The 26,665-nt window shown below is 64.0% G+C and carries 22 protein-coding genes, 5 tRNA genes, 1 other RNA gene and 1 pseudogene; 14 read left to right on the plus strand and 15 right to left on the minus strand.

Translation table 11 applies throughout. The features are described from left to right. The first annotated feature begins 366 nt into the window (after window positions 1-366). The 4 genes from GXP39_16620 (at window position 367) to speB (ending at window position 3,485) form a co-directional block, all read left to right on the plus strand. A complete protein-coding gene (locus GXP39_16620; GenBank protein ID NOZ29662.1) occupies window positions 367-687 on the plus strand; it encodes a GYD domain-containing protein in 321 nt (106 codons plus the stop codon). A gap of 288 nt (window positions 688-975) precedes the next feature. Beyond that, entirely contained in the window at window positions 976-1,680 is a 705-nt protein-coding gene (locus tag GXP39_16625; GenBank protein ID NOZ29663.1) for an amino acid racemase, read from the plus strand. 87 nt (window positions 1,681-1,767) lie between these two features. Then, window positions 1,768-2,319, plus strand: a complete 552-nt coding sequence (locus tag GXP39_16630) for an isoprenylcysteine carboxylmethyltransferase family protein (protein NOZ29664.1) — start codon at window positions 1,768-1,770, stop codon at window positions 2,317-2,319. A 197-nt stretch (window positions 2,320-2,516) separates the two neighbouring features. After that, a complete protein-coding gene (gene speB / locus GXP39_16635) occupies window positions 2,517-3,485 on the plus strand; it encodes an agmatinase (protein NOZ29665.1) in 969 nt (322 codons plus the stop codon). A gap of 457 nt (window positions 3,486-3,942) precedes the next feature. Here speB and GXP39_16640 read toward each other — a convergent pair whose 3' ends face one another. Beyond that, window positions 3,943-5,166, minus strand: coding sequence for a DEAD/DEAH box helicase (locus GXP39_16640; protein ID NOZ29666.1), 1,224 nt, complete (start codon window positions 5,164-5,166; stop codon window positions 3,943-3,945). Window positions 5,167-5,566: 400 nt separating this feature from the next. Here GXP39_16640 and GXP39_16645 point away from each other — a divergent pair, with 400 nt between their 5' ends. From GXP39_16645 to GXP39_16655, 3 genes are all read left to right on the plus strand, one after another. Then, complete coding sequence (locus GXP39_16645; protein NOZ29667.1) at window positions 5,567-6,163, plus strand: DUF4352 domain-containing protein; 597 nt, start codon at window positions 5,567-5,569, stop codon at window positions 6,161-6,163. An 83-nt stretch (window positions 6,164-6,246) separates the two neighbouring features. Continuing rightward, window positions 6,247-6,855 carry a methyltransferase domain-containing protein gene (locus GXP39_16650; protein NOZ29668.1) on the plus strand — a complete coding sequence of 203 codons (609 nt, stop codon included), beginning with the start codon at window positions 6,247-6,249 and terminating at the stop codon, window positions 6,853-6,855. 327 nt (window positions 6,856-7,182) lie between these two features. Further along, on the plus strand, window positions 7,183-7,821 hold the full coding sequence (locus tag GXP39_16655) for a class I SAM-dependent methyltransferase (protein NOZ29669.1): 639 nt from the start codon (window positions 7,183-7,185) through the stop codon (window positions 7,819-7,821). A 37-nt stretch (window positions 7,822-7,858) separates the two neighbouring features. Here GXP39_16655 and GXP39_16660 read toward each other — a convergent pair. The 10 genes from GXP39_16660 to GXP39_16705 all read right to left on the minus strand — a co-directional run bounded on the left by GXP39_16660 (window position 7,859) and on the right by GXP39_16705 (window position 12,561). After that, a tRNA-Gln gene (locus tag GXP39_16660) sits at window positions 7,859-7,929 on the minus strand. 19 nt (window positions 7,930-7,948) lie between these two features. Beyond that, window positions 7,949-8,021, minus strand: a tRNA-Phe gene (locus GXP39_16665). A 12-nt stretch (window positions 8,022-8,033) separates the two neighbouring features. Then, a tRNA-Gly gene (locus tag GXP39_16670) sits at window positions 8,034-8,105 on the minus strand. A gap of 78 nt (window positions 8,106-8,183) precedes the next feature. Then, window positions 8,184-8,255 (minus strand) — tRNA-Ala (locus GXP39_16675). Between the two features lie 25 nt (window positions 8,256-8,280). After that, window positions 8,281-8,367: transfer RNA gene (locus tag GXP39_16680), tRNA-Leu, on the minus strand. Window positions 8,368-8,389: 22 nt separating this feature from the next. Continuing rightward, window positions 8,390-8,799, minus strand: an RNA gene (gene rnpB / locus GXP39_16685) — RNase P RNA component class A. A 115-nt stretch (window positions 8,800-8,914) separates the two neighbouring features. After that, window positions 8,915-9,730: a TIGR01457 family HAD-type hydrolase gene (locus GXP39_16690; protein NOZ29670.1), complete on the minus strand. Its 816-nt coding sequence runs from the start codon at window positions 9,728-9,730 to the stop codon at window positions 8,915-8,917. Window positions 9,731-9,736: 6 nt separating this feature from the next. Beyond that, entirely contained in the window at window positions 9,737-9,979 is a 243-nt protein-coding gene (locus tag GXP39_16695) for a hypothetical protein (GenBank protein NOZ29671.1), read from the minus strand. After that, a complete protein-coding gene (gene recJ, locus GXP39_16700; GenBank protein NOZ29672.1) occupies window positions 9,976-11,715 on the minus strand; it encodes a single-stranded-DNA-specific exonuclease RecJ in 1,740 nt (579 codons plus the stop codon). Before recJ ends, GXP39_16695 begins: the two co-directional genes overlap by 4 nt. A 195-nt stretch (window positions 11,716-11,910) precedes the next feature. Continuing rightward, the gene (locus GXP39_16705; GenBank protein ID NOZ29673.1) at window positions 11,911-12,561 is read right to left on the minus strand and encodes a hypothetical protein; all 651 of its coding nucleotides are present in this window, start codon (window positions 12,559-12,561) and stop codon (window positions 11,911-11,913) included. A gap of 369 nt (window positions 12,562-12,930) precedes the next feature. On the opposite strand from GXP39_16705, the gene GXP39_16710 reads away from it, so the two are divergent. The 6 genes from GXP39_16710 to GXP39_16735 all read left to right on the plus strand — a co-directional run bounded on the left by GXP39_16710 (window position 12,931) and on the right by GXP39_16735 (window position 19,164). Continuing rightward, a complete protein-coding gene (locus GXP39_16710; GenBank protein ID NOZ29674.1) occupies window positions 12,931-13,869 on the plus strand; it encodes a methionyl-tRNA formyltransferase in 939 nt (312 codons plus the stop codon). 88 nt (window positions 13,870-13,957) lie between these two features. Beyond that, a complete protein-coding gene (locus GXP39_16715) occupies window positions 13,958-14,410 on the plus strand; it encodes an acyl-CoA thioesterase (GenBank protein NOZ29675.1) in 453 nt (150 codons plus the stop codon). Then, the gene (locus GXP39_16720; GenBank protein NOZ29676.1) at window positions 14,404-14,784 is read left to right on the plus strand and encodes a hypothetical protein; all 381 of its coding nucleotides are present in this window, start codon (window positions 14,404-14,406) and stop codon (window positions 14,782-14,784) included. Before GXP39_16715 ends, GXP39_16720 begins: the two co-directional genes overlap by 7 nt. A 9-nt stretch (window positions 14,785-14,793) precedes the next feature. Further along, entirely contained in the window at window positions 14,794-15,837 is a 1,044-nt protein-coding gene (locus tag GXP39_16725) for a D-TA family PLP-dependent enzyme (GenBank protein NOZ29677.1), read from the plus strand. 315 nt (window positions 15,838-16,152) lie between these two features. Next, window positions 16,153-17,499: a methylenetetrahydrofolate--tRNA-(uracil(54)-C(5))-methyltransferase (FADH(2)-oxidizing) TrmFO gene (locus tag GXP39_16730; GenBank protein ID NOZ29678.1), complete on the plus strand. Its 1,347-nt coding sequence runs from the start codon at window positions 16,153-16,155 to the stop codon at window positions 17,497-17,499. Window positions 17,500-18,060: 561 nt separating this feature from the next. Beyond that, the gene (locus GXP39_16735; protein ID NOZ29679.1) at window positions 18,061-19,164 is read left to right on the plus strand and encodes a hypothetical protein; all 1,104 of its coding nucleotides are present in this window, start codon (window positions 18,061-18,063) and stop codon (window positions 19,162-19,164) included. Between the two features lie 116 nt (window positions 19,165-19,280). Here the strand turns inward: GXP39_16735 and GXP39_16740 are convergent, their stop codons facing one another. From GXP39_16740 to xpt, 4 genes are all read right to left on the minus strand, one after another. Continuing rightward, a complete protein-coding gene (locus GXP39_16740; GenBank protein NOZ29680.1) occupies window positions 19,281-20,849 on the minus strand; it encodes a hypothetical protein in 1,569 nt (522 codons plus the stop codon). Window positions 20,850-21,103: 254 nt separating this feature from the next. Next, window positions 21,104-22,525 (minus strand): class A beta-lactamase-related serine hydrolase, encoded by a 1,422-nt coding sequence (locus tag GXP39_16745; GenBank protein NOZ29681.1) that lies wholly within the window; start codon window positions 22,523-22,525, stop codon window positions 21,104-21,106. Window positions 22,526-22,564: 39 nt separating this feature from the next. Then, on the minus strand, window positions 22,565-24,109 hold the full coding sequence (guaA, locus tag GXP39_16750; protein ID NOZ29682.1) for a glutamine-hydrolyzing GMP synthase: 1,545 nt from the start codon (window positions 24,107-24,109) through the stop codon (window positions 22,565-22,567). Between the two features lie 4 nt (window positions 24,110-24,113). Further along, window positions 24,114-24,686, minus strand: a complete 573-nt coding sequence (xpt, locus tag GXP39_16755) for a xanthine phosphoribosyltransferase (protein ID NOZ29683.1) — start codon at window positions 24,684-24,686, stop codon at window positions 24,114-24,116. Window positions 24,687-25,608: 922 nt separating this feature from the next. On the opposite strand from xpt, the pseudogene GXP39_16760 reads away from it, so the two are divergent. Then, window positions 25,609-26,643 (plus strand): annotated as a pseudogene (locus GXP39_16760) (hypothetical protein). Window positions 26,644-26,665: the final 22 nt, after the last annotated feature.

The raw sequence follows: 26,665 nt of genomic DNA on the forward strand, positions 1-26,665 counted from the left end.
TGAAGGATATGCATAGGCGACGGGGTTACCGATACCCGCCGCCTGTCCCCAAATGGACGAAAAAGGCTCTGCTTCAATACAATATCTCAGCGTCTTTGTACCTTCGTGGTGAATGGTTAGATGCCCTTTAAGGGAATTCATGTCGCCCATTCCAAAAATGAGCGGAAAGCTCTTACCCCGGGCAAAGGCAGCCGATGCGGGACGGAGAAGGGAGGGTTGTTATAGGTCCAAACCCCTATCACTGCTTGTTCCCGCCGGTGTGTCCTTGAGGACACGCCTATTCTGCGTGGAATGAGCGAGATGTCAGGGAGGCAATCATCTTCTGGCCGCCATCTTGCTCTTCCGGCAAGAGGGAAGGAGTCTCAAATGCCCAAATATCTGGCTCAGTGCAACTACGTCGGAGAAGGCATCAAAGGGCTACTGAAAGAGGGAGGTTCCAGCCGGCGTGCCGTTGTTGAGAAGCTGGTCGAGTCGATGGGAGGAACGATTGAGGCCTTCTACTACGCCTTCGGCGAGACCGATCTCTACGTGATTGCCGATCTCCCGGACAACGAGAGCATGGCGGCAGTCGCTCTGTTGGTCGCTGCCAGCGGAGCGATCGCGATCAAGACGACGGTGCTGCTCACCCCCGAAGAAGTGGACGAAGCGGTGAAGAAGACGCCGGTCTATCGCCCACCCGGACAGTAGACAAAGGACGGTGTGGGCACATGAATGGCCGTCCCAACAGGCTGCCTTTCGAAGAGCCGTGCGCGGAACCCCCGCCGTCGGCTTCGTAACACCGGCCGGCGGCGGGGAACTCACGAGCCTTGGGGCCTATGCGTATCAACGGACGGTGCTCTTCAGATTTGGAATTCAGGGAGCCGCACATTGCTCCTTGCAGGCATAGCCAGGATATAATTATCCACACGGCTTTGATCTTCCCAACGGTGCTTCCCCCGTCCAACACCGAAATCTTCCGATAAGCGAGGGAAATGTATGTCGAAGCACATAGGAATCGTCGCATGCAGCGCAGAAGGAGCAGCTCTTTGCTATCGCACCATCTGCATAGAAGGGGAACAATTCCTTGGGAAGCGATACGCCCACCCCGAGGTCACCATGCACACATTCCCCTTCAGCGAGTATATGCAACACATTGAGGCAGCGGATTGGCAAAGCGTAGCGGATCTCATGCTCGCCTCCGCCGAAAAGGTGGCCGGAGCAGGGGCTGATTTCGCCATATGCCCGGATAACACCATCCACCAGGCGTTCGAGCTTATGGCCGGGAAGTCCCCTATCCCCTGGCTCCACATCGCCGAAGAAGTGGCCCATGAGGCAAAGCGCAAGGGCTACACGTGCTTGGGAATCCTGGGGACTCGCTTCCTGATGGAATCCTCCGTCTACCCGGAGAAGCTAAGCGCCATGGATATCGCGTACAGAATCCCCGAGGCGGAGGATCGGGAGCGAATCAACGCGATCATCTTCGACGAGCTCGTGTACGGCCGGTTCTATCCTGAATCTCGCGCTTACTTCCATCAGGTCATCAGCGAATTCAAGAGCCAGGGATGCGACGCCGTTGTGCTCGGTTGTACGGAGATCCCCTTGCTGGTAACGCGAGAAGGCTCCCCCTTGCCGACCCTGGACTCTACGCGAATCCTGGCCAGGGCCGCCTTGCGGAGAGCCGTTCAGGCGACATCCGGGTGAGAACGGGGAACAGGCACTTTCCTCTGTGGCCGGATGAGTCGCCCGCCGGAGCGTGAAAATTCCTATCCCATACGGAGAACATAACACATGAAACTCGTGGATAAGATCGTGGAGGTGTCGAACAAGCCCCCTTCCTCGAAGAGACGATTGGCGGCGATCATTCCCCCCATTCTTGTCTTCTTCTTTTTCTTCCCCTCCTTGCTCTTCTTGATCCCAAACCTCGTTCTGGACAGGCGACTCAACCTGCCGACGCTTCCTGGCACTCCCATCAGGGTGGCAGTCGGTTCCATCCTGATCGCTCTAGGCGTCCTCTTCCTCCTCTGGACGATCAAGGCACAGAGGGAGATCGGAAAGGGAACGCCCATGCCGTTGATGGCCACGCAGAAACTCGTGGTACAAAAGCCCTACTCCTACTGTCGAAATCCGCTGGCCTTCGGGCTGATTAACTTCTATCTGGGTATCAGCATACTCATCGGTTCGATCAGTTCCATGATCATGGTGCTCCTCTTTTCCACGATCATCTTGTCGTACATCAAGCTCATTGAGGAGAAGGAGCTTGAGAGAAGATACGGAGACGAGTACATCGAATATAAAAAGAGGACACCTTTCATTATCCCCGGATTGAGGCGTGAGCACTGAGCGTTTGAAAGCCATAGGCGTGTCTTCGGGGTCCTTTGCGCGTTGGATTCCGTTCACCTCGCATACCAGAACCTGGAGGCCGGGCAGTGCTGGCGGGTTGTCTACAAGCATAGGGCCGCTGTCGTTAGACAACCTGGCCATAGCCTTGAAATCATAACCGTTTTCCAATAAGTGTCTGGCGATGGGGGATCAGAAGTATGGAAGCCGAATTCGATTATGGCGAGCCCTCGCCGCGCTATACTGGAATTGCGACTTTCATGCGCACGCCACTGGTTCGCGATCCGTCTGGGCTGGATATCGCGCTCATTGGTGTGCCCTTCGACGGCGGGGCAGAAAACCGGCCAGGTCAGCGTCACGGGCCACGCGAGATCCGCAACATGTCGAGCTTGATACGTACCACTCACCATGTCACCAGGGTTAACCCGTACAAGCTCTGTCGTATCGCCGACCTGGGCGACGTCCCAATTGCCAACGTATTTCATATCGAGGCGAGCCACGCCGATATCACAGAGTTTTACCGCAAAGTACACGCTGCAGGCGTGGTGCCACTGAGCGCGGGGGGCGACCATTCGATCAGCCTGCCCATCTTACGCGCCATTGCCGCGGATAGACCCGTTGGCATGGTGCATATCGACGCTCACACCGACACTTGTGACGAGGAATTGGGCTCTAAGTTCACCCATGGCACGCCCTTCCGACGGGCTGTCGAAGAGGGGCTCCTTGATCCCAAACGAACGGTGCAGATCGGAATCCGTGGTACCCAGAACTCAGAGGAGGGGTGGGATTTCTCTCTGGAATCCGGCATGCGCGTCATCTTCATGGAGGAATTTGCCAAGCTGGGTGTGGAGGCGGTGATCGCTGAGGCGCGGCGCGTGGTGGGGGATGGTCCTACTTACGTCTCCTTCGATGTAGACAGCCTCGACCCGGCATTCGCGCCTGGCACGGGGACACCCGAGGTTGGTGGGATGACCTCTCTCGAGGCACAAATGCTGTTGCGGGGCCTACGTGGCCTTGACCTGATCGGCGGCGACGTGGTCGAAGTATCGCCGCCTTTCGACCCCTCGGGAAACACAGCGCTCGTCGGCGCCACCATGATGTACGAGATCCTATGCATTTTGGCCGAAGCCGTCGTCCGACGAAGAGAGGCCACGGAGAAGATTATCTAACAGCGTGTCTGAAAATTTACCGGCAAGATGTCTGAGGGACCTCCCTCAACGACCAACTCCACAGGGGGAGGTGTGGAGGGGGCCTCCCCTCCACGGAAATCCCACTTTTCCAGCCTGCACCTGCCTCTCTCGGTCCTTCCCGAAGGGTCCGGGCCGAGGCTGGGCAGATCGAAGACAAAAGAAGGGCTTTTTCCGGAGGGCCTCTCCACAGCAGAAGCAACGGCATTTTTCAGACACACTCTAACAGCTCGCTGAAACCGCCCTGCCAAGCGCATCAGGCGTATCACGCCCTGGACTGAGGAATTTCTTCGATGAGAAAAACGCCAAAAAATAGCGGCGAGCATATGCTCGCCGTTATTCTGAGAGCCCGGGAGGCGTGAACCAAAGCCGAGCCACCATCTATTTGCTGGGTTGATCGGGCTGGCCGCTGCAAAAAGGAGCGGATCCCTCGACGCCTCTACCGCATGGATCGCCAGCGGTCGGCCAGACTCTGCGATCGAGTGGCATCCCGGATCAGCGCCTTCGCGGAGGGCTTCGCCCAGGAAGGCGGCGGCACGTCATAGTCGAACCCCGGCAGGGTTCTGCGCTCGATCTTGCGCCCCAGCAAGTGCTCGATCCGATAGACCAGCGCCTCGTCGTCCGGGGTGACCAGCGTGATGGCATCGCCATCCGCCTCGGCGCGGGCCGTACGCCCGATCCGATGCACGTAATCCTCGGGGTGCTCCGGCACGTCGTAGTTGAGCACATGAGAGATGCCCTTCACATCCCACCCCCGAGCGGCGATATTCGTGGCGACCAGGACTCGATGCCTGCCAGATCGGAAGCCCTCCATGGCGGCGATTCGATCCCGCTGCTTGAAATCCCCATGGATGCACGCCGTGGCGATCCCGGCCTGACGCAGCTGCCGGGTCACGATATTGGCCTGCTGCTTGGTCCGGGTGAAGACCAGCATACTCTGGATCTCCATCTGTTCCAGCATGGCCACCAGAAGCTTCGTCTTAAGGTGCCTGGGCACCGGGTAAAGCGTCTGCTGGATCGCCTCGGGAGGACGGGCCAGATCGATCTTGATGTTCACCGGATCGCGTTGGAACTGGCGAGCCAGCGCCAGGATCGCCGGGGGCATCGTGGCTGAGAAGAGCATGGTCTGGCGTTGGCGAGGCATGCGGTTGACGATCCGCTTGATATCGGGCAGGAAGCCCATATCCAACATCCGGTCGGCCTCATCCAGCACGAGGACCTGCACGTCCTGGAAGCTCACGTTCCTGCGGCGCATATGGTCCATCAGGCGCCCCGGTGTGGCGACGACGATATCGACGCCCCGACGCAGTTGATCGGTTTGCTTCTTCATCCCGGCCCCGCCGTACACGGCTACGCCGCGCAATGAGGTGCGAGCGGTGAGCTTCCGGGCTTCCCCGGCGACCTGGATGGCCAGCTCACGAGTCGGCTCCAGGATCACGATGCGGGGGTTGCGGGTTCGGGCTGGCTCTCGCAGCAGGCGATCCAGCGCCGGCAGGAGAAAAGCCAACGTCTTGCCGGTGCCCGTCTGGGCGCAGCCGACGATATCGCGCTTTTGCAGGCCGGGCGGGATCGCCCGGGTCTGAATCGGTGTCGTCTCCTCATACCCTAGGGCGCTGATCGCCTCCTGTATAGGTCCGCTTAAATCTAATTCTGTAAAGTACATGGAACTCCTTTGATCTTCCTCACGTTCATGCAGGCATTTGACCTGCGGATTCGCGTTGGTTCGAGTGTTATAAAAAACCGCCCCGATTGCGTGAATCGGAGCGGTAAGGGATGCCAAACCGATTGACTTCACCAACGGTACCTGATTATACCCGCGAATGGGGCTGGTGTCAAAACGGATAGGAAGGGTAACCGAACGGATTCAAATGCGCTTGACCCCCCCACCCAGGGAAGGCACAACGGACACCGGGGTCGCCCCGCGGCATTTCCACCATTTTGGATACGCCATCGGTCAGGGGGCGAAATGGCCACAGATCAGGGGATGGATGTATACTTACCGAGAGGTCAGGGAGGGCCGTCGCGAGATCGGGCATCCGGGACAACACCAAACCATGGGGTAGATGATGACCAGACAGAAGATCACGTTCTTCCTCATCGTCGGATCGGCGGTAATCCTCGTGATCGTCGCCTCGGCCCTGCATGGATGGCCAGGGGAACCATCAGGACTTCCGAGCCGGGGTACGGCAGAGCCCACCGCCGAGGGGACGCCCTCTCCCGAGGCACTGGTCACCGAGATCCTCAGCGGTAAACGCACGTGGAACGGGCTCCAGATCGGGGTGATCAGCGTCGAAGAGGACGGGTGGCCGCTGGTGAAGGCGCAAAACCCATACAATGAGCCGCCAGCGCCCGGGAAGCGGATGTTGCTGGTCACCGTGCAGGTCGAGAAGGCGGAAGACGCGGACGATCAGCCGGTCTCCGTCGGGGCACAAGACTTCAAGGTAGTCGGCGAACGGGGCGTCGTCTACACCACGTACGGCAAGGAGACGAGATGTGGGGTGGTGCCCGATGAACTGGACGGGGTGGTGACGCCCGATCACCCGATCAGCGGCGCCATATGCGTGCAGGTACCGGAGGACGAGAAGGACCTCGTCCTGGTGTATGAGCCGTATGTCGGGGACAAGCCGGCGGTGTACATCCCCCTACCGCCGGGGAAATGAACGAGGAAGGTCGCTGGCCCGGCCGCCCGTCCGGAGCCTCGGCCCGATGAGGCGGCACAGGACACGAATAGCGAGGTTGCATATTGGCTTCGTACGATGACAAATATCGTCAGGAAGGCTACTACTGGGGTGTGCGCCCTTCGGCTCTGTGCTATCGGGTGCTGGCATTGATGCCCCCAGAACGGCCGTTGAGGTTATTGGACATCGGATGTGGCGAAGGTCGCAACGCCGTCTTCTTCGCCCGCAACGGCTATCAGGTCACGGCGTTCGACCTGTCGCCCGTAGGGGTCGAGAAGACCCGGCGGATGGCTCGGGAGGTGGGCGTCTCCCTGGAGGCGTTCACCGCCGATCTGTTGGAGTTCCGCCTGGAGGAGCCCTTCGATATCTTCTTCTCCACGGGCACGCTGCACTTCGTCCCCGAGGAGTTGCGAGCGGAGCTCCTCGATCATTACAAGCAGTTCACCCGCCCGGGCGGCCTCCACGCCTTCTCCGTATTCGTCCGGAAGCCGTTCATCGCCGAAGCCCCCGATGCCGACGAGGGGACTCGCCTGTGGATCTCCGGCGAGTTATTCACGCACTACCACGATTGGAAGATCGAATTCTGCACGGAGGAGATCTTCGACTGCACGTCCGGGGGCATCCCCCATCAGCACGCGGTCAACCGCATCCTCGCCAGGAAGATCCTCGCGTGATGCTCCGCCGGGCAGCGATCACATAGGAATCGTTTAGAGCGTGTCTGAAAATTTCCCGGCAAGATGTCTGAGGGTCTCCCCCAACTCCAGATCCACAAGGGGAGGTGTGGAGGGGAGGACCCCTCCACGGAAATCCCACTTTTCCGGCCTGTACCTGCCTTTCTCGGCCCTTCCCGAAGGACCCAGGCCGAGACCAGGCAGGTCGAAGGCAAAAGAAGGGCTTTTTCCGGAGGGGCTCCGCCCCTCCGAGCCTCCCCACAGCAGAAGCAACGGCATTTTTCAGACACACTCTTAGATGGATCACCCGAGATGCAGGAGGAGAGAGCGATGAACAGCGAGGGATACTTCGAGCAGGTGGCCGGGCGGTGGGACGAGATGCGGCGACAGTTCTTCCCCGATACAGTCCGGGAGACGGCCCTGCTCGCCGCAAACGTGCAGGCAGGAGAGATCGCTGCGGACATCGGGGCCGGAACGGGGTTCATCACGGAAGGGCTGTTGCAACGAGGGGCAAAGGTCATCGCCGTCGATCAGTCCAAGGCGATGCTCAAGGAGATCCGGAGGAAATTCGGGCCGGTGGATTGCCGGGTCGGCGAGGCGACTCGTCTGCCGGTCCCGGATGGGACGGTGGATTACGTCTTCGCGAACATGTGCCTTCATCATGTGGACGTGCCACCGGAGGCGATCCGAGAGATGGTCAGGGTGCTGAGGCCAGGTGGGAAGCTGGTCATCACCGACCTGGACGAACACGATTTCGAGTTCCTGAGGACGGAGCAACACGATCGCTGGATGGGATTCAAGCGGGACGACGTGAGGCGCTGGTTTGAGGCGGCAGGGCTAACGCACATCCGAATCGACTGCGTGGGCGAGGAGTGCTGTGCGGACTCAGCCTGCGGCGACGAACGCGCCAGCATCAGCATATTCCTGGCGCTGGGGACGAAGCCGTCGGGGAATCAGAAAAGCGACTAACAGAATCAGGATCTGCTAGTCGCCTTTCGGGGTTCAGCTCGGGGACGAGGACTCGAACCTCGACCAAGGGATCCAAAGTCCCCCGTCCTGCCATTAGACGATCCCCGACTACACGGGTACTCCTGAGTGCCGAGGCCCAGAATCGAACTGGGGACACCGCAATTTTCAGTCGCGTGCTCTACCAACTGAGCTACCTCGGCAAACAGAAAAGGAGCGGGCGATGGGATTCGAACCCACGACCTTCTCCTTGGCAAGGAGACGTTCTACCACTGAACTACACCCGCTTGTTGGATCGGGACATGAGATAGAGATAGAGGAGAATCCTCCATCACTATCGCCTGCCCCTATCTCTATCCGCTCGGTGGACCCGGTCGGATTCGAACCGACGATCTCCTGCTTGCAAAGCAGGCGCCTTCCCACTTGGCCACGGGCCCGAACGACCAGGTGCCCGTCACGACGTGGTGCCGACGAGAGGACTCGAACCTCCACGCCCTTGCGGGCAGCAGATCCTAAGTCTGCAGCGTCTGCCAATTCCGCCACGTCGGCAACCTGGATACGGCCGGACAGCCTTTTGGACTGGCCATACCCCCGATTCTGTATTAGCCGTCATCTGTCTCACCGGGCCCACAACCCGGTGGCGGCTCCTAGCTTGTAGGGTGTTACCCTACCTCGCCGTCGCCGCTGCGGCGAGACCGAACCTGCTTCCGCAAGCCCGGCCCACTCGCCTTGCTCCCGGCCGCACACTCGCCCAGCCGGTGACATTACTGCCACCGCTGGTGGGCTCTTACCCCACCGTTTCACCCCTTACCCGGCAAGAGCCGGGCGGGTCTGCTTTCTGTTGCGGTTGTGGTCACCTGGCGATTACTCACCAGGCGCCCCCACTTACTGTTTCGTGGGGCGGCCTTCCCGGCCGAACCGGGTGGGAGTCGGGAAGTTCCTCTGAGGCGCTTTTGCGCCCCAGCGACGGCGACCAGCCCGCTGTCCAGCCGTATAAGTTTCCTCGCTTGTAACGTGCCTCAGCGGGCAGCATTATAGCACAGCGACCCCCATGTGTCAACTGTTATTTAAGCCTCGGAGCATAAAATCCGCAACCCTATGTGTCTTCGAGCCGCCGACGCCATGCCTCCAACAGCTCGGCCAGGTCCGAAAACACCCAATCCGGCGGCGGATCCGCCGTAGCGAACTGCTCTGCCGTGGTCACCCCGCACAACACGCCGATCGTGGGCAACCCGGCCCGATGCCCCCCCACGATATCCGTCTCGTACCGATCCCCGACCATGGCCGTCTCCTCCGGCCGGGTGCCCAACCGGGCCAACGCCAACTCGAAGATCCCCGGCTCCGGCTTGCCGATCACCTTCGCCTTCACCCCGGTGGCCACCTCCAACATGGCGATGATCGAGCCCGCCCCGGGTGCCTGTCCCTCCTCCGTAGGCAAACTGGCATCCGTGTTCGTAGCGATGAAGGGAGCCCCGCGACGGATCGCAAAGGCGGCCTCCTTCGCCTTCTCATACGTGAACGTCGAATCGAATCCCGCCACCACATAATCCGCCTGGTCGTGACGATCCACCAGCCGGAATCCCTGATCGGCCAACGCCTCCCGGATGCCGCGCTCGCCGATGACCAGCACGGCCGCCCCCTCCGGCGCCTCCTGTCGCAGCCAGGCCGCCGTGGCCAACGCCGATGTGAACACCCGATCCTCGTCGACACGAATACCCAGACCGGCCAGCTTCTCCACATACTGGCCGGGCGTGCGACTGGAATTGTTGGTCAGAAAGAGAAACGGCGTGCCCTCCGCCTGTAACTGAGCGATGAACTCCCGAGAGCCGGGCAACAGCTCCGTCCCGGCGTATACCACGCCATCCATGTCCAGCAGAAACGCTCGTATATCACGCAACGATCGTGCGACCATGATCTTCTACGACGATTCCTCCTTGTGAGATTCCGCCTCGGCGGCCGCCACATCGGACTCCACGTCCACGGCGGCCGTGGCCACCGCCCAGGCCACGATCCCCCACGCCCCGCCGGAGATCAACAAGGCCAGCAGAATGGAGACGGGATTCAGGGGCACCTGTCCCCGCAGGATCCCGACCACGGCCAACAGCAACCCCACGACGGCCGCACCCAACCCGATCTTCAGCGGAGCCGACAGTCGCCTCATCCCCCCTCCTCCCCGGCCGGGCGCCAGTCCAGGACGTTCAACTGAAACTGCTGTCTGCCGTTCCATTCGTTTACCTCAAAGGTGAAGGCCAAATCGACGCGAGCGGGCATTTGATCCACCCACTCGCCCTGCTGGAAAGCGATCGCATCGAATACCACGCGGCCGTCGCTCACCGTTAATCGCAGATGCCGCTGATCGGCCCCCACCGCCCGACAGGAACGCACGGTCACGCCATGAGCCACCAGCACCGGCTGCTCGTTCCCATGGCCGCACGGCTCGACCCGCCTCAACTGCTCGTACATATCCCGGTTCAGCTCGCTCAGCTCCACCACCGCGTCAACGTACAGCCTGGGCACCAGGTCCTCATCAGATAGCTCCTCCCGGGCAATGGCCTGGAGCCGATCCTTGAGCTCGGACAGATGCTCATTGCGCACGGTGAACCCGGCCGCGGCCGCGTGGCCGCCATGCCGCACCAATAGATCCCGGCAGCGATCCAACGCCCGCGTGATGTTGAACTCCGGGATCGAGCGGGCAGATCCCCGGCTGACCTCTTCCTCCTGACGGACGACGATGGCTGGGCGATAGGTGGCCTCCACGATCTGCGACGCCACCAGCCCGACGACGCCGTGCTCATAGTGGGGCGCGGCCACCAGATGCAGGTAAGCATCTTCCTCCAGCTGCATCAGCGCGTCCTCCGTGTAGCGCCGGGTGAGGTCCTGTCGCCGCTGGTTGAGCCGGTTCAGCTCCGCCGCCAACGTGAGCGCCCGAGCGGGATCGTCCGTGGTCAACAACTCGAACGCCAACATGCCGGAGGACAGGCGGCCGGCCGCGTTGATGCGAGGCCCCAAGATGTATCCGATCGTCGTGGCCGTGACCCGACCCGGCCGCACCCCGGCCTGATCCATCAGCGCCAGCATACCCCGACGCGTGGGCTCGTTCAGGCGCTCCAGGCCATGGCGCACCAGGTCACGGTTCTCGCCCAACAGCGGGACGATATCGGCCACGGTTCCCAGGGCGACCAGATCCAGGAGGTCCTGCTCCCGCAGACCGCCATCGGGGATGTCCCGGTCGTGTGCGGCGGCCCGCAGCAAGCCTCGAGCCAGATGATAGGCAACCCCCACGCCCGCCAGCGAGTCGAACGGATAGCGGCTATCCGCCCGCTTCGGGTTGATCACCGCGCGGGCGGGCGGCAGCTCGGGCCCGATCGAATGATGGTCGGTGATGATCATGTCCATGCCCAGGCGCTGGCCATACGCGACCTCCTCCACCGACCGGATCCCGCAATCGACCGTCACCACGACCCGGCACCCCTCCTCCCGCAGCCGCCCCAACGCGTCGAAGTTCAGCCCGTATCCCTCGTCCACCCGATGAGGGATATAGGGGCGCACATCCCCGCCCAGGGACTGCAGCGTGACCGTCATCAGCGCGGTGGACGTGACCCCGTCCGCGTCGAAATCGCCGTAGACGGCGATGCGCTCCCCGCGGCGCAGGGCATAACGCAGCCGGGTGACCGCCTCGCTCACGCCCGCCAGCCGATACGGGTTGTTGGAGATCTCAGAGCCTTCGAGGAAAGCCGCCGCCTCCTCGGCCGAGGTGATCCCGCGTCGGGCCAGGACGCGCACCAGCAGCGGATGGAGATGGGATAAGCGAGCGGCGATCTCAGGCGAGGGGTCTGGGGCGATGACCCAATGTTTGGCTCGTGGCGGCACCGATTCCCCCTGCAATGTCGATGTCATGCGCTCCGTGCGAGAAAGCGGCTGCATTATAGCCCAGCCGGAGAGAACAGGCAACGCGCCGCGAGTCCCTGGGAACCAAGATCCCCGGGCTTTAGAGGCCCGGGGATCCATCGAGGCGAGAGCCAGTATCTGCCCTCCTCACTATCGGCGGCTACGGAAACCCGCCCTGTTGAAGCGTCACCGCCAACCTGTTGATCACAGCCAGCCCTGATTGCGTGCGAACTCCGTGATGAATGGGATCTCGGTTTGCTTTCCCTGATAGGCCTGGTAAGCGTAGTAGAACGCCACCAGATGCGGGAAGAAGAAGATGATCCACAGGAAAAACCCCAGACAGCCCAGGGTGACAAAGGTCAATATCAGGTAGACGATCATGGCGATGATCTCGTAGACAAACCCGACCACCCAGAAGATCGTGGAGTTGATGGCGTGGAAGCGCTGGAACGGTCGTCGCTTGTTCTCCTCCGCGATCAACAGGACCAGCGAGACCAGGGGGATTTGAAGGATGGCCAGCCCCAACCACGCCAGCGCGGCCATCAGACGATCATCGTCCGAAACCTCCACGTCGCCTCCTCCCTCCGGCACAGTCGGGCCGGGCGCCGGTGAGGGCTTCTCGGGCTGGGCGGGCTCCTCCTCCGCCGGCTCAGCCTGAGCGGGCTCCTCCTCCGCCGGCTCAGCCTGAGCGGCCTCCTCTCCGGGCTCCCCTGTCGCAGACGGCTCCGCCTGCGAGGTCCCCTCTACGGATTCCGTGGCTTCCTCCGTCGGCTGGGCCTCCGGAGATGTCTCCTCCCCCTCAACTTGGGGCTCCTCTGCCTCAGGCAGATTCTCGTTGCGTTCCTCTTCCATCATCGTTCCCTTCCCTCCAGAAACTGATGAACCTCTTCCACTCCTCGCGATACGAGCGATATGGCCAGGCTTTCAACCGCCAGGCAGCATCACTCCATATCCGCTACGACCGCCGAGGTCGGCCAGTCATTGAATATTACGTCTAAAGGCCGCCTCGGGTTTCGCGCCCCGTCACGTCCATCATGCCACGATTGGGAGGCGAATACTTGACCGGCATCCGACCGATGGCTGACGATCGGGCATCCAATGGGGTGGAAATGCAGCGAAACAGCCTCTGATGCCCATCGCAGGGTCTCAGAGCGCTTCCGGTCCCTTGGGAACGCGGGCCGGATATGCTACAATCCACGGGCACGGCTTCGAGAGGAGGCGCAGATGAACAAGCCGTCTCAGACTCGCGTGATCTTTATGGGGACGCCCGAGTTCTCCGTACCCAGCCTGGCCGCCCTGGTGGAGGGCGGCTACGATGTGGTCGCTGTGGTGACGCAGCCGGATCGCCCGGCCGGGCGAGGACGCAAGGTGGTCCCCTCCCCGGTGAAACAATACGCGCTGAACCATGGCCTGAAAGTATTGCAGCCGACCAGCGTGCGGAAGCCGGAGACGGTGGCGGAGCTGGCAGCCCTGCGTCCGGACGTCATCGTGGTCGCCGCCTACGGGAAGATCCTGCCCCCCGAGGTGCTGACATTGCCCCCCAAGGGCTGCGTCAACGTCCACGCGTCCCTGCTGCCCCGCCACCGGGGGGCGGCGCCCATCGCCGCCGCCATCCTGGCCGGGGACACGATCACCGGCACCACCATCATGCTCATGGACGAGGGAATGGACACGGGCCCTATTCTGGCACAAGCCACCCTGGAAATCCAGCCGGATGACACGGCGATCACGTTGGGTCAGCGGCTGGCCCGCCAGGGCGCCGAGCTGCTCGCGGCCACGCTCCCCATGTGGCTGACGGGGGAGATCCATCCACAACCCCAGCCCGAGGAGGGAGCGACGGTCTGTCGCCCGATCCGGAAGGAGCACGGCCGGATCGACTGGGCGCGTCCCGCCATCGAGATCGAGCGGATGGTGCGGGCATATCAGTCATGGCCGGGCGCCTATACCTCATGGCAGGGACAGCCGCTGAAGATCCTCCGGGCGCATGTCGCGGAGGGCTCGGCGGAGCCCGGAAAGGTCATCCCGTGGGAGGAAGGAGCGGCCGTAGGCACGGGACAAGGGCTGCTGGTGCTGGAGGAGGTCCAGCCGGCGGGAAAGCGGGCCATGTCGATCCAGGACTTCCTGCGCGGCCGCCCAACGTTCCTGGAGGCCCACTTGGGATAGGCCACAGGGATGGCAGCGCACCCATCCGTTGACCGTCGGCAGCAGCTGTGCTATCCTCAGGCGAACCTACCCTGAGGAGATGCGCTTTATGACATCGCCCGCCGTCGACATATCATTCCACGTGCGATACGCCGAAACGGACGCCATGGGCATCGTCCATCACGCGGCCTACATCGTCTGGTTCGAGGAGGGGCGCAGCGCGTTCATGCGAGCCTGCGGCTTCCCTTACTCCGAAGTGGAGCGACGCGGCTATTGGTTTACCGTGGCCGAGGTGCACGCCCGCTTTCACGTGCCCGCTCGCTACGACGAGCGGGTGACCGTACGCACCCGCCTGGCCGAGCTGCGCAGCCGCGGCCTCACCTTCGCCTACGAGATACGCCGTTGCGCAGACGATCAGCTGTTGGTCACCGGGGAGACCCGTCACATCTGCATCGATCACACCGGCACGGTGCGCCGGATCCCGCAGGACCTGCTGGCCATCCTGCGCTCGGCGCCCGTTAGCCAGGCCGGAGAAGCACCCACCCAGAGGAGGGAATCATGAAGGAGATCGTTCGCACGGAGAAGGCACCGCGTCCCGCCGGTCCCTATTCCCAGGGCGTCATCACCGGCGGACGGACCCTGTACGTGGCCGGCCAAGGGCCGGCGAACCCTGCCACCGGCGAGATCCCGGAGGGGATCGAGGCCCAGGTCACCCAATGTCTGGAGAACGTGAAGGCCATCGTCGAGGCGGCCGGCGCCACCATGGCCGACGTCGTCAAGGTCCACGCGTACCTGAAGGACATGGCCCACTTCCCGATCTACAACCAGGTCTACCAGCGATATTTCCCCGAGCCTTATCCGGCGCGCACCACGGTGCAATCCGATCTCTCCGGCATCCTGGTGGAGATCGATGCGATCGTAGCACTCCCGGATTAGGAGGTCCCCATGCGCCGCGATGACCTGGACACCCCCGCCCTGATCGTGGACCTGGACATCATGGAGGACAACATCCGGAGGCTCCAGGCCTACTGCGATGAGCATGGGATCCGCCTGCGCCCACATATCAAAACGCACAAGACGCCCGCCATCGCCCACATGCAGGCGCGAGCCGGGGCGCAGGGCATCGCCTGCCAGAAGCTGGGCGAGGCGGAGGTGTTCGCCGCGGCCGGCTTCGACGATATCCTGATCCCGTATAACATCGTGGGGCGGACCAAGCTGGAGCGGCTGGCACGCCTCATGCACCAATGCCACCTGATCGTGGCCGCGGACTCCATGACGACGGTGCGCGGGCTGGCCCAGGCCGCCGCCGAGGCCGGTCGGCCGCTGGACGTGATCATCGAGCTGGAGGGAGAGATCGGGCGAGCAGGCGTGCACACGCCGGAGGAGGCGGTAGAGCTGGCGCGGGCGATCGAGGACGCGCCGGAGCTACGCTATCGCGGCGTGATGACCTATCCCAGCATGCCGGAATCCGCCCCCCGCCTGCGCGCCTTCCTGGACGCCCTGGCCGCGACGGGGCTGCCGGCGGAGATGGTGAGCGGGGGCGGCACCGGGGCGGCCTATCACTCGCACGAGATCCCGGAGCTGACGGAGATCCGCGTGGGCACCTACGTGTACAACGACTGGAACACAGTGAAGCACGGCTGGTGCACACCGGAGCAGTGCGCCCAAAAGGTGATCTGCACAGTGGTCAGCCGCCCCACTCCAGACCGGGCTATCATCGACGGCGGCAGCAAGACCTTCTCCAGCGATGGCGGCCTGCCCATGGGACGTATCGAGGAGTACCCCGACGCGGCCATCTATCGGATGAACGAGGAGCACGGCTACGTGGACATCAGCCGATGCCGCCGCAAGCCGGAGGTGGGCGAGCGGGTCACGGTGATCCCCAATCACGCCTGCCCCGTCAGCAATCTGTTCGACGTGATCTATGGGGTGCGTGGCGACCAGGTGGAGGCCATCTGGCCCATCCTGGCCCGCGGCAAGCTGCAATAGCGAACGCCGCACAGCGCCGGCGTGGGAGCCGGCACCGCTACGATGGGACGCCGGCGGTCTGGAACCGCCATGCCCGGCCACACACAGCAGGCCGAGCTCCCACGCTCGGCCGCTTACCCAGCGACCGGCGCCGGCGTGGGAGCCAGCGCCGCTACGATGGGACGTCAGCGGCCCGGACCGCCATGCCCGGCCACACGCGCAGGCCGGGCTCCCACGCTCGGCCGCACAACAGCAGATCAAGACGATTAGCGACAGGTGGGAGCCGCTGCTGCGAAGGGGGATAACGAGGTGACGCAACCGAATCCGAACACGCTCATGGTGATCGGCGGGGGGTTGGCCGGATGTGAGGCCGCCTGGCAGGCCGCGCAGCGCGGCATTCAGGTCGAGCTGTACGAAATGCGCCCGGTGCGCCAGACGCCAGCCCACGTCACCGATAAACTGGCCGAGTTGGTCTGCTCCAACTCGCTGGGATCCAAGCTGCCCGACAGGGCAGCGGGCCTGCTCAAGACCGAGCTGCTACGGCTGGGCTCCATGGTCCTGGCCTCCGCGTTCGAGACCGCGCTCCCGGCCGGGGGAGCGCTGGCCGTCGATCGGGAGGCGTTCGCCGATCTGGTCACCCGGCGCATCGAGGAGCACCCCAACATTCGCGTCATCCGGGAGGAGGTGACCTCCATCCCCACCGATCGGCCCGTGATTGTGGCTAGCGGCCCCCTCACCTCGGACGCGCTGGCGGAGGACATCGCCCGGATCACCGGGCAGGAGTACCTGTACTTCTTCGACGCCATCGCCCCCACCATCACGGCCGAGTCGATCAACATGGAGATCGCGTTTCGCGCCTCACGCTACGGCCGCGGCGAACAGGAGGAGGGCGATTACATCAACTGCCCGCTGAACGAAGAGGAATACAACCGCTTCGTGGATGCATTGCTGGAGGCGGAGACCATCGAGCTGCGAGAGTTCGAGCGACGCATGTGGGAGGATCCTCGCTTCTTCGAGGGCTGCCTGCCGGTGGAGATCATCGCCCGCCGGGGCCGACAGGCACTGGCGTTCGGCCCCATGCGCCCCGTAGGGCTCATCGACCCGCGCACCGGCCGCCGCCCGTACGCGGTGGTCCAGCTACGCCAGGATAACCTGGCCGGCACGCTCTACAACATGGTCGGCTTCCAGACGAACCTGAAGTGGAGCGAGCAACGCCGGGTCTTCCGCATGATCCCCGGACTGGAACACGCGGAGTTCGCCCGATATGGGATGATGCACCGGAACACCTTCATCAACTCCCCCACGCTGCTCCGTCCGACCCTGCAATTCCGCCAGCGGGATGACCTTTTCTTCGCCGGGCAGATCACCGGCGTCGAGGGGTACGTGGGCAACATCGGCACCGGGCTGGTGGCGGGGATCAACGCCGCCCGGCTGATGCAGGGCCAGCCCCCGCTGGTCTTCCCCCCAACGACGATGCTGGGCGCCCTCTGCCACTACATCACCCACGCCGATCCCAAGGATTTCCAGCCCATGAAGGCCAACTTCAGCATCCTGCCTCCGTTGGAGAGGCGCATCCGGAAGAAGCGAGAGCGCTACCGGGCCTACGTGGCGCGGGCGCTGGCCGATCTGGAAGCGTTCGCTCGGGAGCACGGGCTGACGCTGAACCCCACGCCAACCCTGTGATCGGAGTTACGCCGCCCATCCCCCTCGCGGGATAGCCTCGCACCCAGCGTTCTCCCGCGGAGGGGCTTCTCTCCCGCACTCCCCCTTTGCAAGCGCAGTAGCCGCTCACAACCCTCCCAATCGGAGGCAGCGCTTCGCGATCAACTGAGTGCCCCCGAACGGTCTTGGACGAGATCCCAGATCCCTTCAACGGTGAACCGTCACCAAGCGCGGGCATGTTGACGGGTCATCCAGAATTTCCTATAATAGAATCGTCTTGAGGCGTGTCCGAGGAATCCAGTTGCTCCTGCGACGGGGAGGGGCGGAGCCCTTCCGAAGAATGCCTTCCTTCCGCCTCTGGCCTGTCCGGCCTTGGCCCAGATCCTGCGGAGAGGGCCAAGAAAGGCAGGTGCAGGCCGGAAACGTGCGGGCATCCGGCTCTGTGGAGGGGAATCCCCCCACAGCTCCTCCCGTGGAGCGCATGGCTGAGGGATGCCCTCAGACACCTTGGCGATAAATCTTCAGATACGCTCTTGAATCGCGTCTTCTGATTCGCCCTTGCCGCACGAAGGAGGGATCTCAATGGAACGCTCATCACTTCTGATCGCCATACTGTTGGTCGGAGGACTGGCCTTCCTGGCCGGCTGCGCCGCGATGAGCCCGGAACAACTAGAGCAATTCGCGGCGGCTCGCGCCACGGATGCGGCCGCCAGCCAGGCCATCGCGAACGCGAAGGCGACCGAAGTGGCCGCGGCAGCGCAGCTCGCCACGATCGCCGCACAACTCACCGTCACGCCGACCCTGACGATCACCGCGACGGCCACCGTATCACCGACCATGGTGCTCACCGAAACGGCCTCTGCCGCCCCCACCCCCACACCCCCAGAGGCCTTCGTCAGCCCGGCGGGCGACGTGGCGGTCAACGTGCGCTCCGGCCCGGGGCTGGTCTGGGAGCCATTCGCCACGCTCGCGCCGGGTCAGGAGGTTCGGATCATTGGCGTCAACCCGGATCGGACCTGGTGGCGCATCTGCTGCGTGCAGGAGGACAAGCCCGGCTGGGTCAGCGCACAGGTCACCCGCGCTCGCGGCGAAGTGGACAACGTGCCCGTGGTCCCGCCCATCCTGCCGGATGACCTGACGGCCACCTGGAGCATGCACTGGGAATGCCACTCTCGCGGCTGTAAGACCACCCAATGCGAGGGGAAGAATACCGCCCAGGCGAGCAAGGTCATCAACGAACGCTGGCTCGAAGTCGCACGCGAGGCGACGTGGGAAGACGACTGCGGGGAGACATCCACCTGGGTCGTGCTGGTGGACCGATACTCCGGAGAGGAGGGATCCCCCCCGGAGAAAGAGGTGCTCTTCCACTTCTTTGAAGGGCCCGCCAACCTGGGGGAGGCCAATCGTACCATCACGCTGGGCGACAAAGAGATCCCCGTATGGTGCACGGAACCCCGGTCTATGGAGGAGGAACAGGGAGAGGGATGGACCGTCGTGCTGGAGGGCGAAGCGTGCTACGACCTGCGAAGCGGGGTCGCTCTCACCATGGATTACGTCAAGCGATGGCTCTTCACCGGCACGTATGAGGGGAAGGAATACGAGCGCGAGTACTTCGGAGACTACGAGGTGTACAAGCAGGTCCTGGAGGAGACCAACCTGGAGCTTGGCTCTTCGTCGGGGCCCTGATCACCCGGCAGGCCGGGAGAAGAGGAGCACACAGGCTCGGGCGGTTTCGCCCGAGCCTGTTTCATCTTCTCCATGGACGCATCCAGGCGTCGCAACCCATCCTCCCAGGATCTCCTCTATCGCCGGCGGATCAGCGTGGCCACGACCAGCACGAGCACCAGGAGCACGGCCAGCCCGACGACCAGGAGCCCGGTTGATCCCACCGCCCGGGATATGAGCGGCACCGGCGTGGGAGTCGGGGTCGGCATGGGGACGGGCGTCGCGGTCGGGGTGGCCGTGGGAGTCGCCGAAGGGGTCGCTGTGGGAGTCGGTGTCGGAAGCAGGGCCGCGCCGCTCATCTCCTCCAATACGGGGGAACGGGCCGGATCCTCCGTGGTGAACACGACCTGATACTGCAGATAGCGCGCCGGGGGTCCATCCAGGCGCGCGATGTTCTCACCATCGGCGCTGGCCTCGGCCACCGGGGTCCATTCCTCCCACGTCTTGCCATCCGGGCTCATGCGAACGGCCACGGCCAGGCCCGTGCCCTCGGGCACCCGGGCCATCCATCGCAACTCCCGCCACAGCACCGGCTGTCCCGCATCCATCGGCGGCGAGGTGAACACGCCGCGCTCGCTGTACACCGGCGGCGCCGTCGCCAGGCCGATCCGATACTTATCGCCGTCATAGCCTGAGTACCACAGACGGTACAACTCGCCATCGAACAGCACATAGGGTTCGGCCACATGGACGCTATCCCAGCTCCCGGCGGGGCCCAGGTCCAGGATGGGGTTCTCCGCGCCCGGCCGCCAATGGATGCCATCGTCCGAGACCTCGTACCCGATCCGCCAATGCTTACCGTCGTGCCCCTCGTGCCACATCTGATAACGCTCGCCGTCGAAGATCACGTGGGCCCGGGCGACGGAGAAGTCGTCCCAGGAGCCCAGCGGGCCGACGTCCAGCACCCAGCGATCCTCGGCCCTCCGCTCCCAGCGCAACCCATCGGGCGACCAGGCATAGCCGATCCGCAGCGTGTCCGTTCGCTCCGACCCGCCGTTGTACCACATCTCGAACTTCTCGCCGTTGAAGAGCACGGCCGGCTCGGAGATGTAGTTCGCATCCCAACGATCGTCTCGCTCCGCCACCATCAATGGGTTCCCCTCATATCGCGTCCAATGCGCACCATCGGGCGAGGTGGCGTAGTTAATGGACCAGCGCTCGAAGTCATGGGCGCTGTACCACATGCGAAACTGCTCGCCGTCGAAGAGGACGAAGGGCGGATAGACGATGTTGGCATCCGGCCCGTCGGCCGGGCCGACGTCCAGCACGGGGTTCGCCGGGTGGCGGGTCCAATCCACGCCATCCGGCGAGGTGGCATACCCGATGCGCATGGGCGCCTTGTGACGGCCCGCGGGCGGCTCATCCCGGTTGCGGCCGGAATACCACATGTGGAAGGTCTCGCCGTCGAAGACCACCTTGGCCTCGTCCACCACGGTGGCATCCCAGGCGCCGGCCGGCCCGGTATCGAGCACCGGATTCCCCGGATATTTGGTCCACACGCCCGGTTGAGAGCGCAGCCGCAGGAAGCCTCGCGGGTCGTGATCGTAGGCATAAGGCGTGCCCAGCGCGTCCAGGCCGCGGGCGTCCAGGTGATCCCGCTCGCCCGCCATGAAGTCGGCCTGCGTCGTGTGGGTGAAGGTCACCACTCCGCCATTCATTCGCAAGGACAGGCGGATTGTAGGGGCCAGGCATGCCTGGCCCCTACAATGGGCATCCACGTAGCCCAACGCCGGCATCAAGGAGAGGAAAAGCGTAATGAGCGGCAAGAGTGCGAGGCGGATGCTCCACCCATAGCCCCTACGGCATCGCCCGCGATTTTTGGTAGGAGCACGGCGCCGGGCCCCTACCATAGATAGACGCTCCGCCGATGGCGCGTTCTCCAACGCTCTCCCCGGTGATATCATGGTGGATAATCCCTCAGGAATTCGTAGGTGATGCGGGAGAGGTCGGCCATGAGCGTCGAGCTCAGCTCCCACTCCAGCCACACCGGCCGATAGAGATAGACGGCGATGACGTAAGGCCCGTTGGGCCCCCAGATGGCGGCCACATCGCCGTGGGTGTCGTCGATGAAGCCATGCTTATGGGCCATACGCGTGCCCTCCGGCACCCCCGCCTCCAGCAGCACGCCGATGCGCAGCCCCGCCATCCAGTCGATCATCTCCTGGCACTCGTGCGGCGTGAGCTCGCCCGGGTAAGCGGCCAGCAGCGTCCCGCCCCCCTCGGCGCACTGCACGATCATCTCCATGAGCAGCCCCATGTCCTTGGCCGTGGTCTGCATGAACGGGTCCGGCTTCGTGTCCAGGTCCTTGCGTTGGTTGGCCGGCGTGACCACGTGCGGGGGAACGCCGGAATGCTTGTCGTACGGGGCGGCGATGAACGTGTTGCGTAACCCCAGCCGGCGCATCGACTGTGTCACGATCTGCGCCCCCCGATCCGGGCTGCCATCGCCGATGATGCCCAGCAACAGATTCGCCGTGTAATTCCCGCTCAGCCGCATGGTCTCCGAGATCAGACGGGACGTCTCCACGTCGGGCTCATCGTCCAGGTGCCGGTAGACCTCCATCAGGATGGCGATCTTCATCGTGCTCATGGCCGCGTAGGCCACCTCCTCGTTGATCCCCACCTCCCGCCGGTTGCGGATATCCCGCACCCACACGCTGGCGATGCCGGGGAAGCTATCCAGCCTGCTCTGCAGGAGCTCATGCAACAATGAGATGTCCGGCTTGGGCGGCGGCTCCTCGATGACCACCAGGTCCGCCTGGCGGTCCGTCGCCCGAGTGAGCGCGGCGATCAGGCCCGGCACAGAGGCCTGAGGATCCAACCGCTGACCGGGCTTGCCGGGAGTGATCCGCCCGGTGGCCGGAACCACACGTGGGGGCACCGGGTCTCGATCATAGCGGGCGGCAATCTTGTTCAGCCAGGCGGCCAACGCGGTCGTGTCCAGCGAGAAGCGAACGGGGACCTCAACCTGAGGAGGAGGTTGATGAGTGGCATAAGCGAAAAAGCCACGCCAGAAATACTCGCCGTGGCGATACCGTTCCGCCTCGGCGAAGATCGCCTCCAGGTCCGGCTGGAAGCCGATCTCGGAGGGCCGCAGGAGCAGATGCTGCTCCCCATAGCGGATCAGCACCGGCTGCGAGAGCGCGTCCGCTAGCGCCTGGGCAGCCTCGTCGAGGGTCCGGGCGCCGCTCAGGTCCATCCCGGCGATGGTCACACCCCGAGGGATCGGCCCCATCTCCTGGTGATACGTCCAGAGCCGGGGCCCCAGGGAGGCGGCCAGAAAAACCGCCAGCCCCAACAGGAACACGCGAGACCTACGCATCCATCGCCTCACGGCCGCGCACAGCGCCGGGCCACGGCCTCACTCCCACTCGATGGTACCGGGCGGCTTGGAGGTGATGTCATAGACCACCCGGTTCACGCCGGGGACCTCGTTCACGATGCGGCTGCTCACGCGGGCCAGCAGGTCATAAGGCAATCGCGCCCAATCCGCCGTCATGAAATCGTCCGTGGTCACGGCGCGCAGCGCGATCACGTTGGCATAGGTGCGGCCGTCCCCCATGACGCCCACCGAGCGCACGGGCAACAACACGGCGAAGACCTGAGCCGTCTGACGATAGAGCCCCGCCGCACGCAGCTCCTCCAGCAGGATCGCGTCCGCCCGACGCAGCGTCTCCAGACGCTCCCAGGTCACCTCGCCCAGAATGCGGATCGCCAGCCCGGGGCCGGGGAAGGGATGGCGCCACACGATCTCCTCCGGCAGCCCCAGCGCCTCGCCCACGGCCCGCACCTCGTCCTTAAACAGGTAGCGCAACGGCTCGACAAGCTCGAACTGGAGATCGGGGGGCAGCCCGCCCACGTTGTGATGGGTCTTGATCTTCTGGGCGGCCCGGGTCTCGGCCGACGTGGACTCGATCACATCGGGATACAAGGTGCCCTGCGCCAGAAAGTCCACCTGTCCCAACGCCCGTGCCTCTCGCTCGAACACCCGGATGAAACGAGCGCCGATGCGCTTGCGCTTCTCCTCCGGATCGGTGACCCCGGCCAGGTCGGCGAGGAACTCTTCGGTAGCGTCCACGGCCACCAGCCGCAGCCCCAACGAGCGTTGGAACGTCTCCACCACCTGCTCCGGCTCCCCCTGACGCAGCAACCCCGTGTTGACGAAGATGCACGTGAGCTGATCGCCCACCGCCCGCCCGACCAGGGCGGCCGTCACCGCGGAGTCCACGCCGCCGCTCAGCCCGCAGATGACGTGGCCGTCCCCCACCCGCTCGCGAATCCGGGCGACCGCCTCATCGATGAAGGAGCCGGGCGTCCACGTCCCCTGACAGCCGCACACGCGGTACAGGAAGTTATGCAGGATCTCACGGCCGTAACGGGTGTGTTCAACCTCCGGATGGAACTGCAGGCCGTACCAGCCGCGGGCGACATCGCCCATGGCGGCGATGGGGGAGTTGTCCGTGCGCGCCAGGGCCGACCAACCGGGGGGCAGGGCCTCGATCCGATCGCCGTGGCTCATCCAGACCGGCTGGCGCTGGGGCACCCCCACGAAGAGGGGCACGGTGGGATCCAGGATCTCCAGATCGGCGGGGCCGTACTCCCGCTCAGCAGCGGGGGCCACGCGCCCTCCCAGCTCGTGGGCCAGCGTCTGCATCCCGTAGCAGATGCCCAGCACGGGCTTGCCCGCCCGCAATACCGCCCGCGGCAGGCGCGGCGCGCCCGGCTCGTAGACGCTGGCCGGCCCTCCCGACAGGATGAACCCCTTAGGCGCCAACCGCTCAAACGCCTCGTCCGGCGCGTCCCAGGGGACCAGCTCGGAGTAAACGTGGGCCTCTCGGACCCGCCGGGCGATCAGTTGCGCGTACTGGGAGCCGAAATCGACGACCACGACGGCTTCACGGGCCATACCCTCACTCCAGGAACTCGATGCGGCCGTTCTCCATGTTGGAGATGATGACCAAGGACTCGATCGGGATCCCCAGCGTCCCCAACAGCTCACGGCCGCCCTCGAAGCGCTTCTCGATCACCGCGCCGATGCCCACCAGGGTCGCCCCCGCCTGCTCGACGATCCGCACCAGGGCGGCGATGGTCTGGCCGGTGGCCAGGAAGTCATCCACCAACAACACCCGATCCTCCGGCCCCAGGTACTCCGGGGAGACCAACAACTCGACCTCCCGCCCTTTCGTGTGAGACGGCGCCACGTCGCGATAGACCTGATCGGGCATGGTGATGGGCTTGCTCTTGCGTGCGTAGACGACGGGGACGCCCAGGGCCAGCGCGGTGGTCAGCGCCGGCGCGATGCCCGAGATCTCCGCCGTGATGACCTTGGTCACCCCCGCCTCGCGGAACCGATCGGCCAGCGCCCGGCCCACCTCCAACATCAACACGGGATCCACCTGGTGGTTGATGAAGCTGTCCACCTTGAGGATCCCTCGCCCCAGGTTACACCCCTCTTCCAGGATACGTTGCTTCAGAGCCTGCACTCCGACGCCTCCTCCTCCTGTTGAAGCCACGCCCTCGCGTGGCTCGTGAATCCACGGCACCCGGTCGCCGATGTTCATACGCAGCATCCTGCCCAGAGCGTTGGGCTATTCTACAACATGAGGCATCGGCCGAGCAAGCCTGCCGGGGCCAAGAACGGCCTTCCCAGGGCTCCAAGATCCAGATGGCCACGGGATCGCCCTCGGCAGACCCTACGCGTGCCCACGCCCTTTGGGGAGGATCGGAGGGGCTTACCCCGGGTGGAGACGATTTTCCGGCCTGCACCTGCCTTTCTCGGCCCTTCCTGAAGAGTCCAGGCCGAGGCCGGGCAAGTCGAAGGTAGAAACAACGGCATTTCTCAGACACACTTTATTGAGCTTCGCTTAGATGAAGCCGGGGCAGGGGCGATTCATGAATCGCCCCTGCCCACAGGTAGGTGGCGGTGGATAAATTCCTCGTCTGGGAAAAAGCCCGCAGGCGCATCCCCTTTATAGGGTCATACCCCGAGTCTTTGCACCTGCCCATGCGTGCTCCAAGCGGACAACAGTCCGCTCTGTGTCGCCGGACTGTTGTCCGGCGGGAGCTTAGGCCATAGGCCAGAGCCCCCGCCTCAGCCGGGCAAGGCAAGGCTGAGATAAGCAATACGGAAGCGCGGCCCCGCATCTCCGGGGTGGCTCGGAGGGGCGGTAGCCCCTCCGAAGAACTCTATGTTCAGCCCTTCACCTGCCCCGTGGGGCCGGAGGCCACCGGCCAAAGCCCCAACCAGGCAGGGAAAAGGCGAGAGAAAGCGTTTTTCTGCGGAGGGGAGGCCCCTCCGCACCACTCCTGGGAGCTTGCGACGGGCATCGTGGGCTGTTTCGCGGAATTTCCACCCTTTTGGATGCGCCACCTGATCGGGACGAACGTTGAAAATCCTGGAGCTTCATGGTAAAATGTAGTAGTCAATCCTGGAGGACAAGCACACGTAGGAGGGCTGACATGGGTAGACGGCGTCCCACCATCGCCGGCGTGCTGCTTCTGCTCGCGTGGATGCTGACCATCCCGGGCAGCGCCGGCGCCAAACAGCCCGCGGATCCTCCCGGCTGCACGAACCTCATCGTCAACGGTGACTTCGAGCACACCGGCGGATGGTGGCTCCATGTCAGCCCCGCCACACCGGCCTACGTCCCCGCACCCAACCGCTCGGGAACCGCGATGCGACTGGGGATCACCAGTCCCCCGAACCAGGAGGCATACTCCTCCATCGAACAGACCGTCACCATCCCCGCCGACGCAGCCACCGTAGAGTTGAGATGGGACTTCTTCGCCATCGCCAAGGGCCCCGCCGACGACGACCGACAGCAGATCAAGATCCTGGACCCCATCTCCCGTGCTCCCCTTGAGATCCTATGGGATACCCGACGAAACGACCACACCTGGCTCACCGCCGCGGCGGACATGAGCATGTACAAGGGGAAGACCATCATCCTCTACTTCAACGTGTACAATGACGGCGCAGGCGCCGACGACGAGACCACAGCGCTCTACCTGGATAACGTGAAGCTGGAGGTGTGCACGGGGGTGACCCCCACCCCAACGCCATCGTCCACCCCCTCCATCTCCACGACCGCCACCCCGCCCACGTCCACCCCCACGGCAGCCCTCCCCAACGTCGCGATCATGTACATCGAATACGATCCGCCGGGGGCCGATATCAACGGGGAATACGTGCGCATCGAAAATCTGGGAGGGACGGCCGTCAGCCTGACCGGATGGACCCTGAGCGACCAGGCGAATCACAAATACACGTTCCCTCCCTTCACTCTGAACCCGGGCGCGTCCGTGCGCGTCTGGACCGGCAGCGGCGTCAACACGGCCGCGGATCTCTACTGGGGGAGGACCACGCCCGTTTGGAACAACGGCGGCGACACAGCCTACCTGCGGGACAGCGGAGGCGCCCTGATCGACACGTACACCTACACCCCCGTGGCCACACCCACCC

The organism is Chloroflexota bacterium (assembly GCA_013152435.1).
Taxonomy (GTDB): Bacteria; Chloroflexota; Anaerolineae; order DUEN01; family DUEN01; genus DUEN01.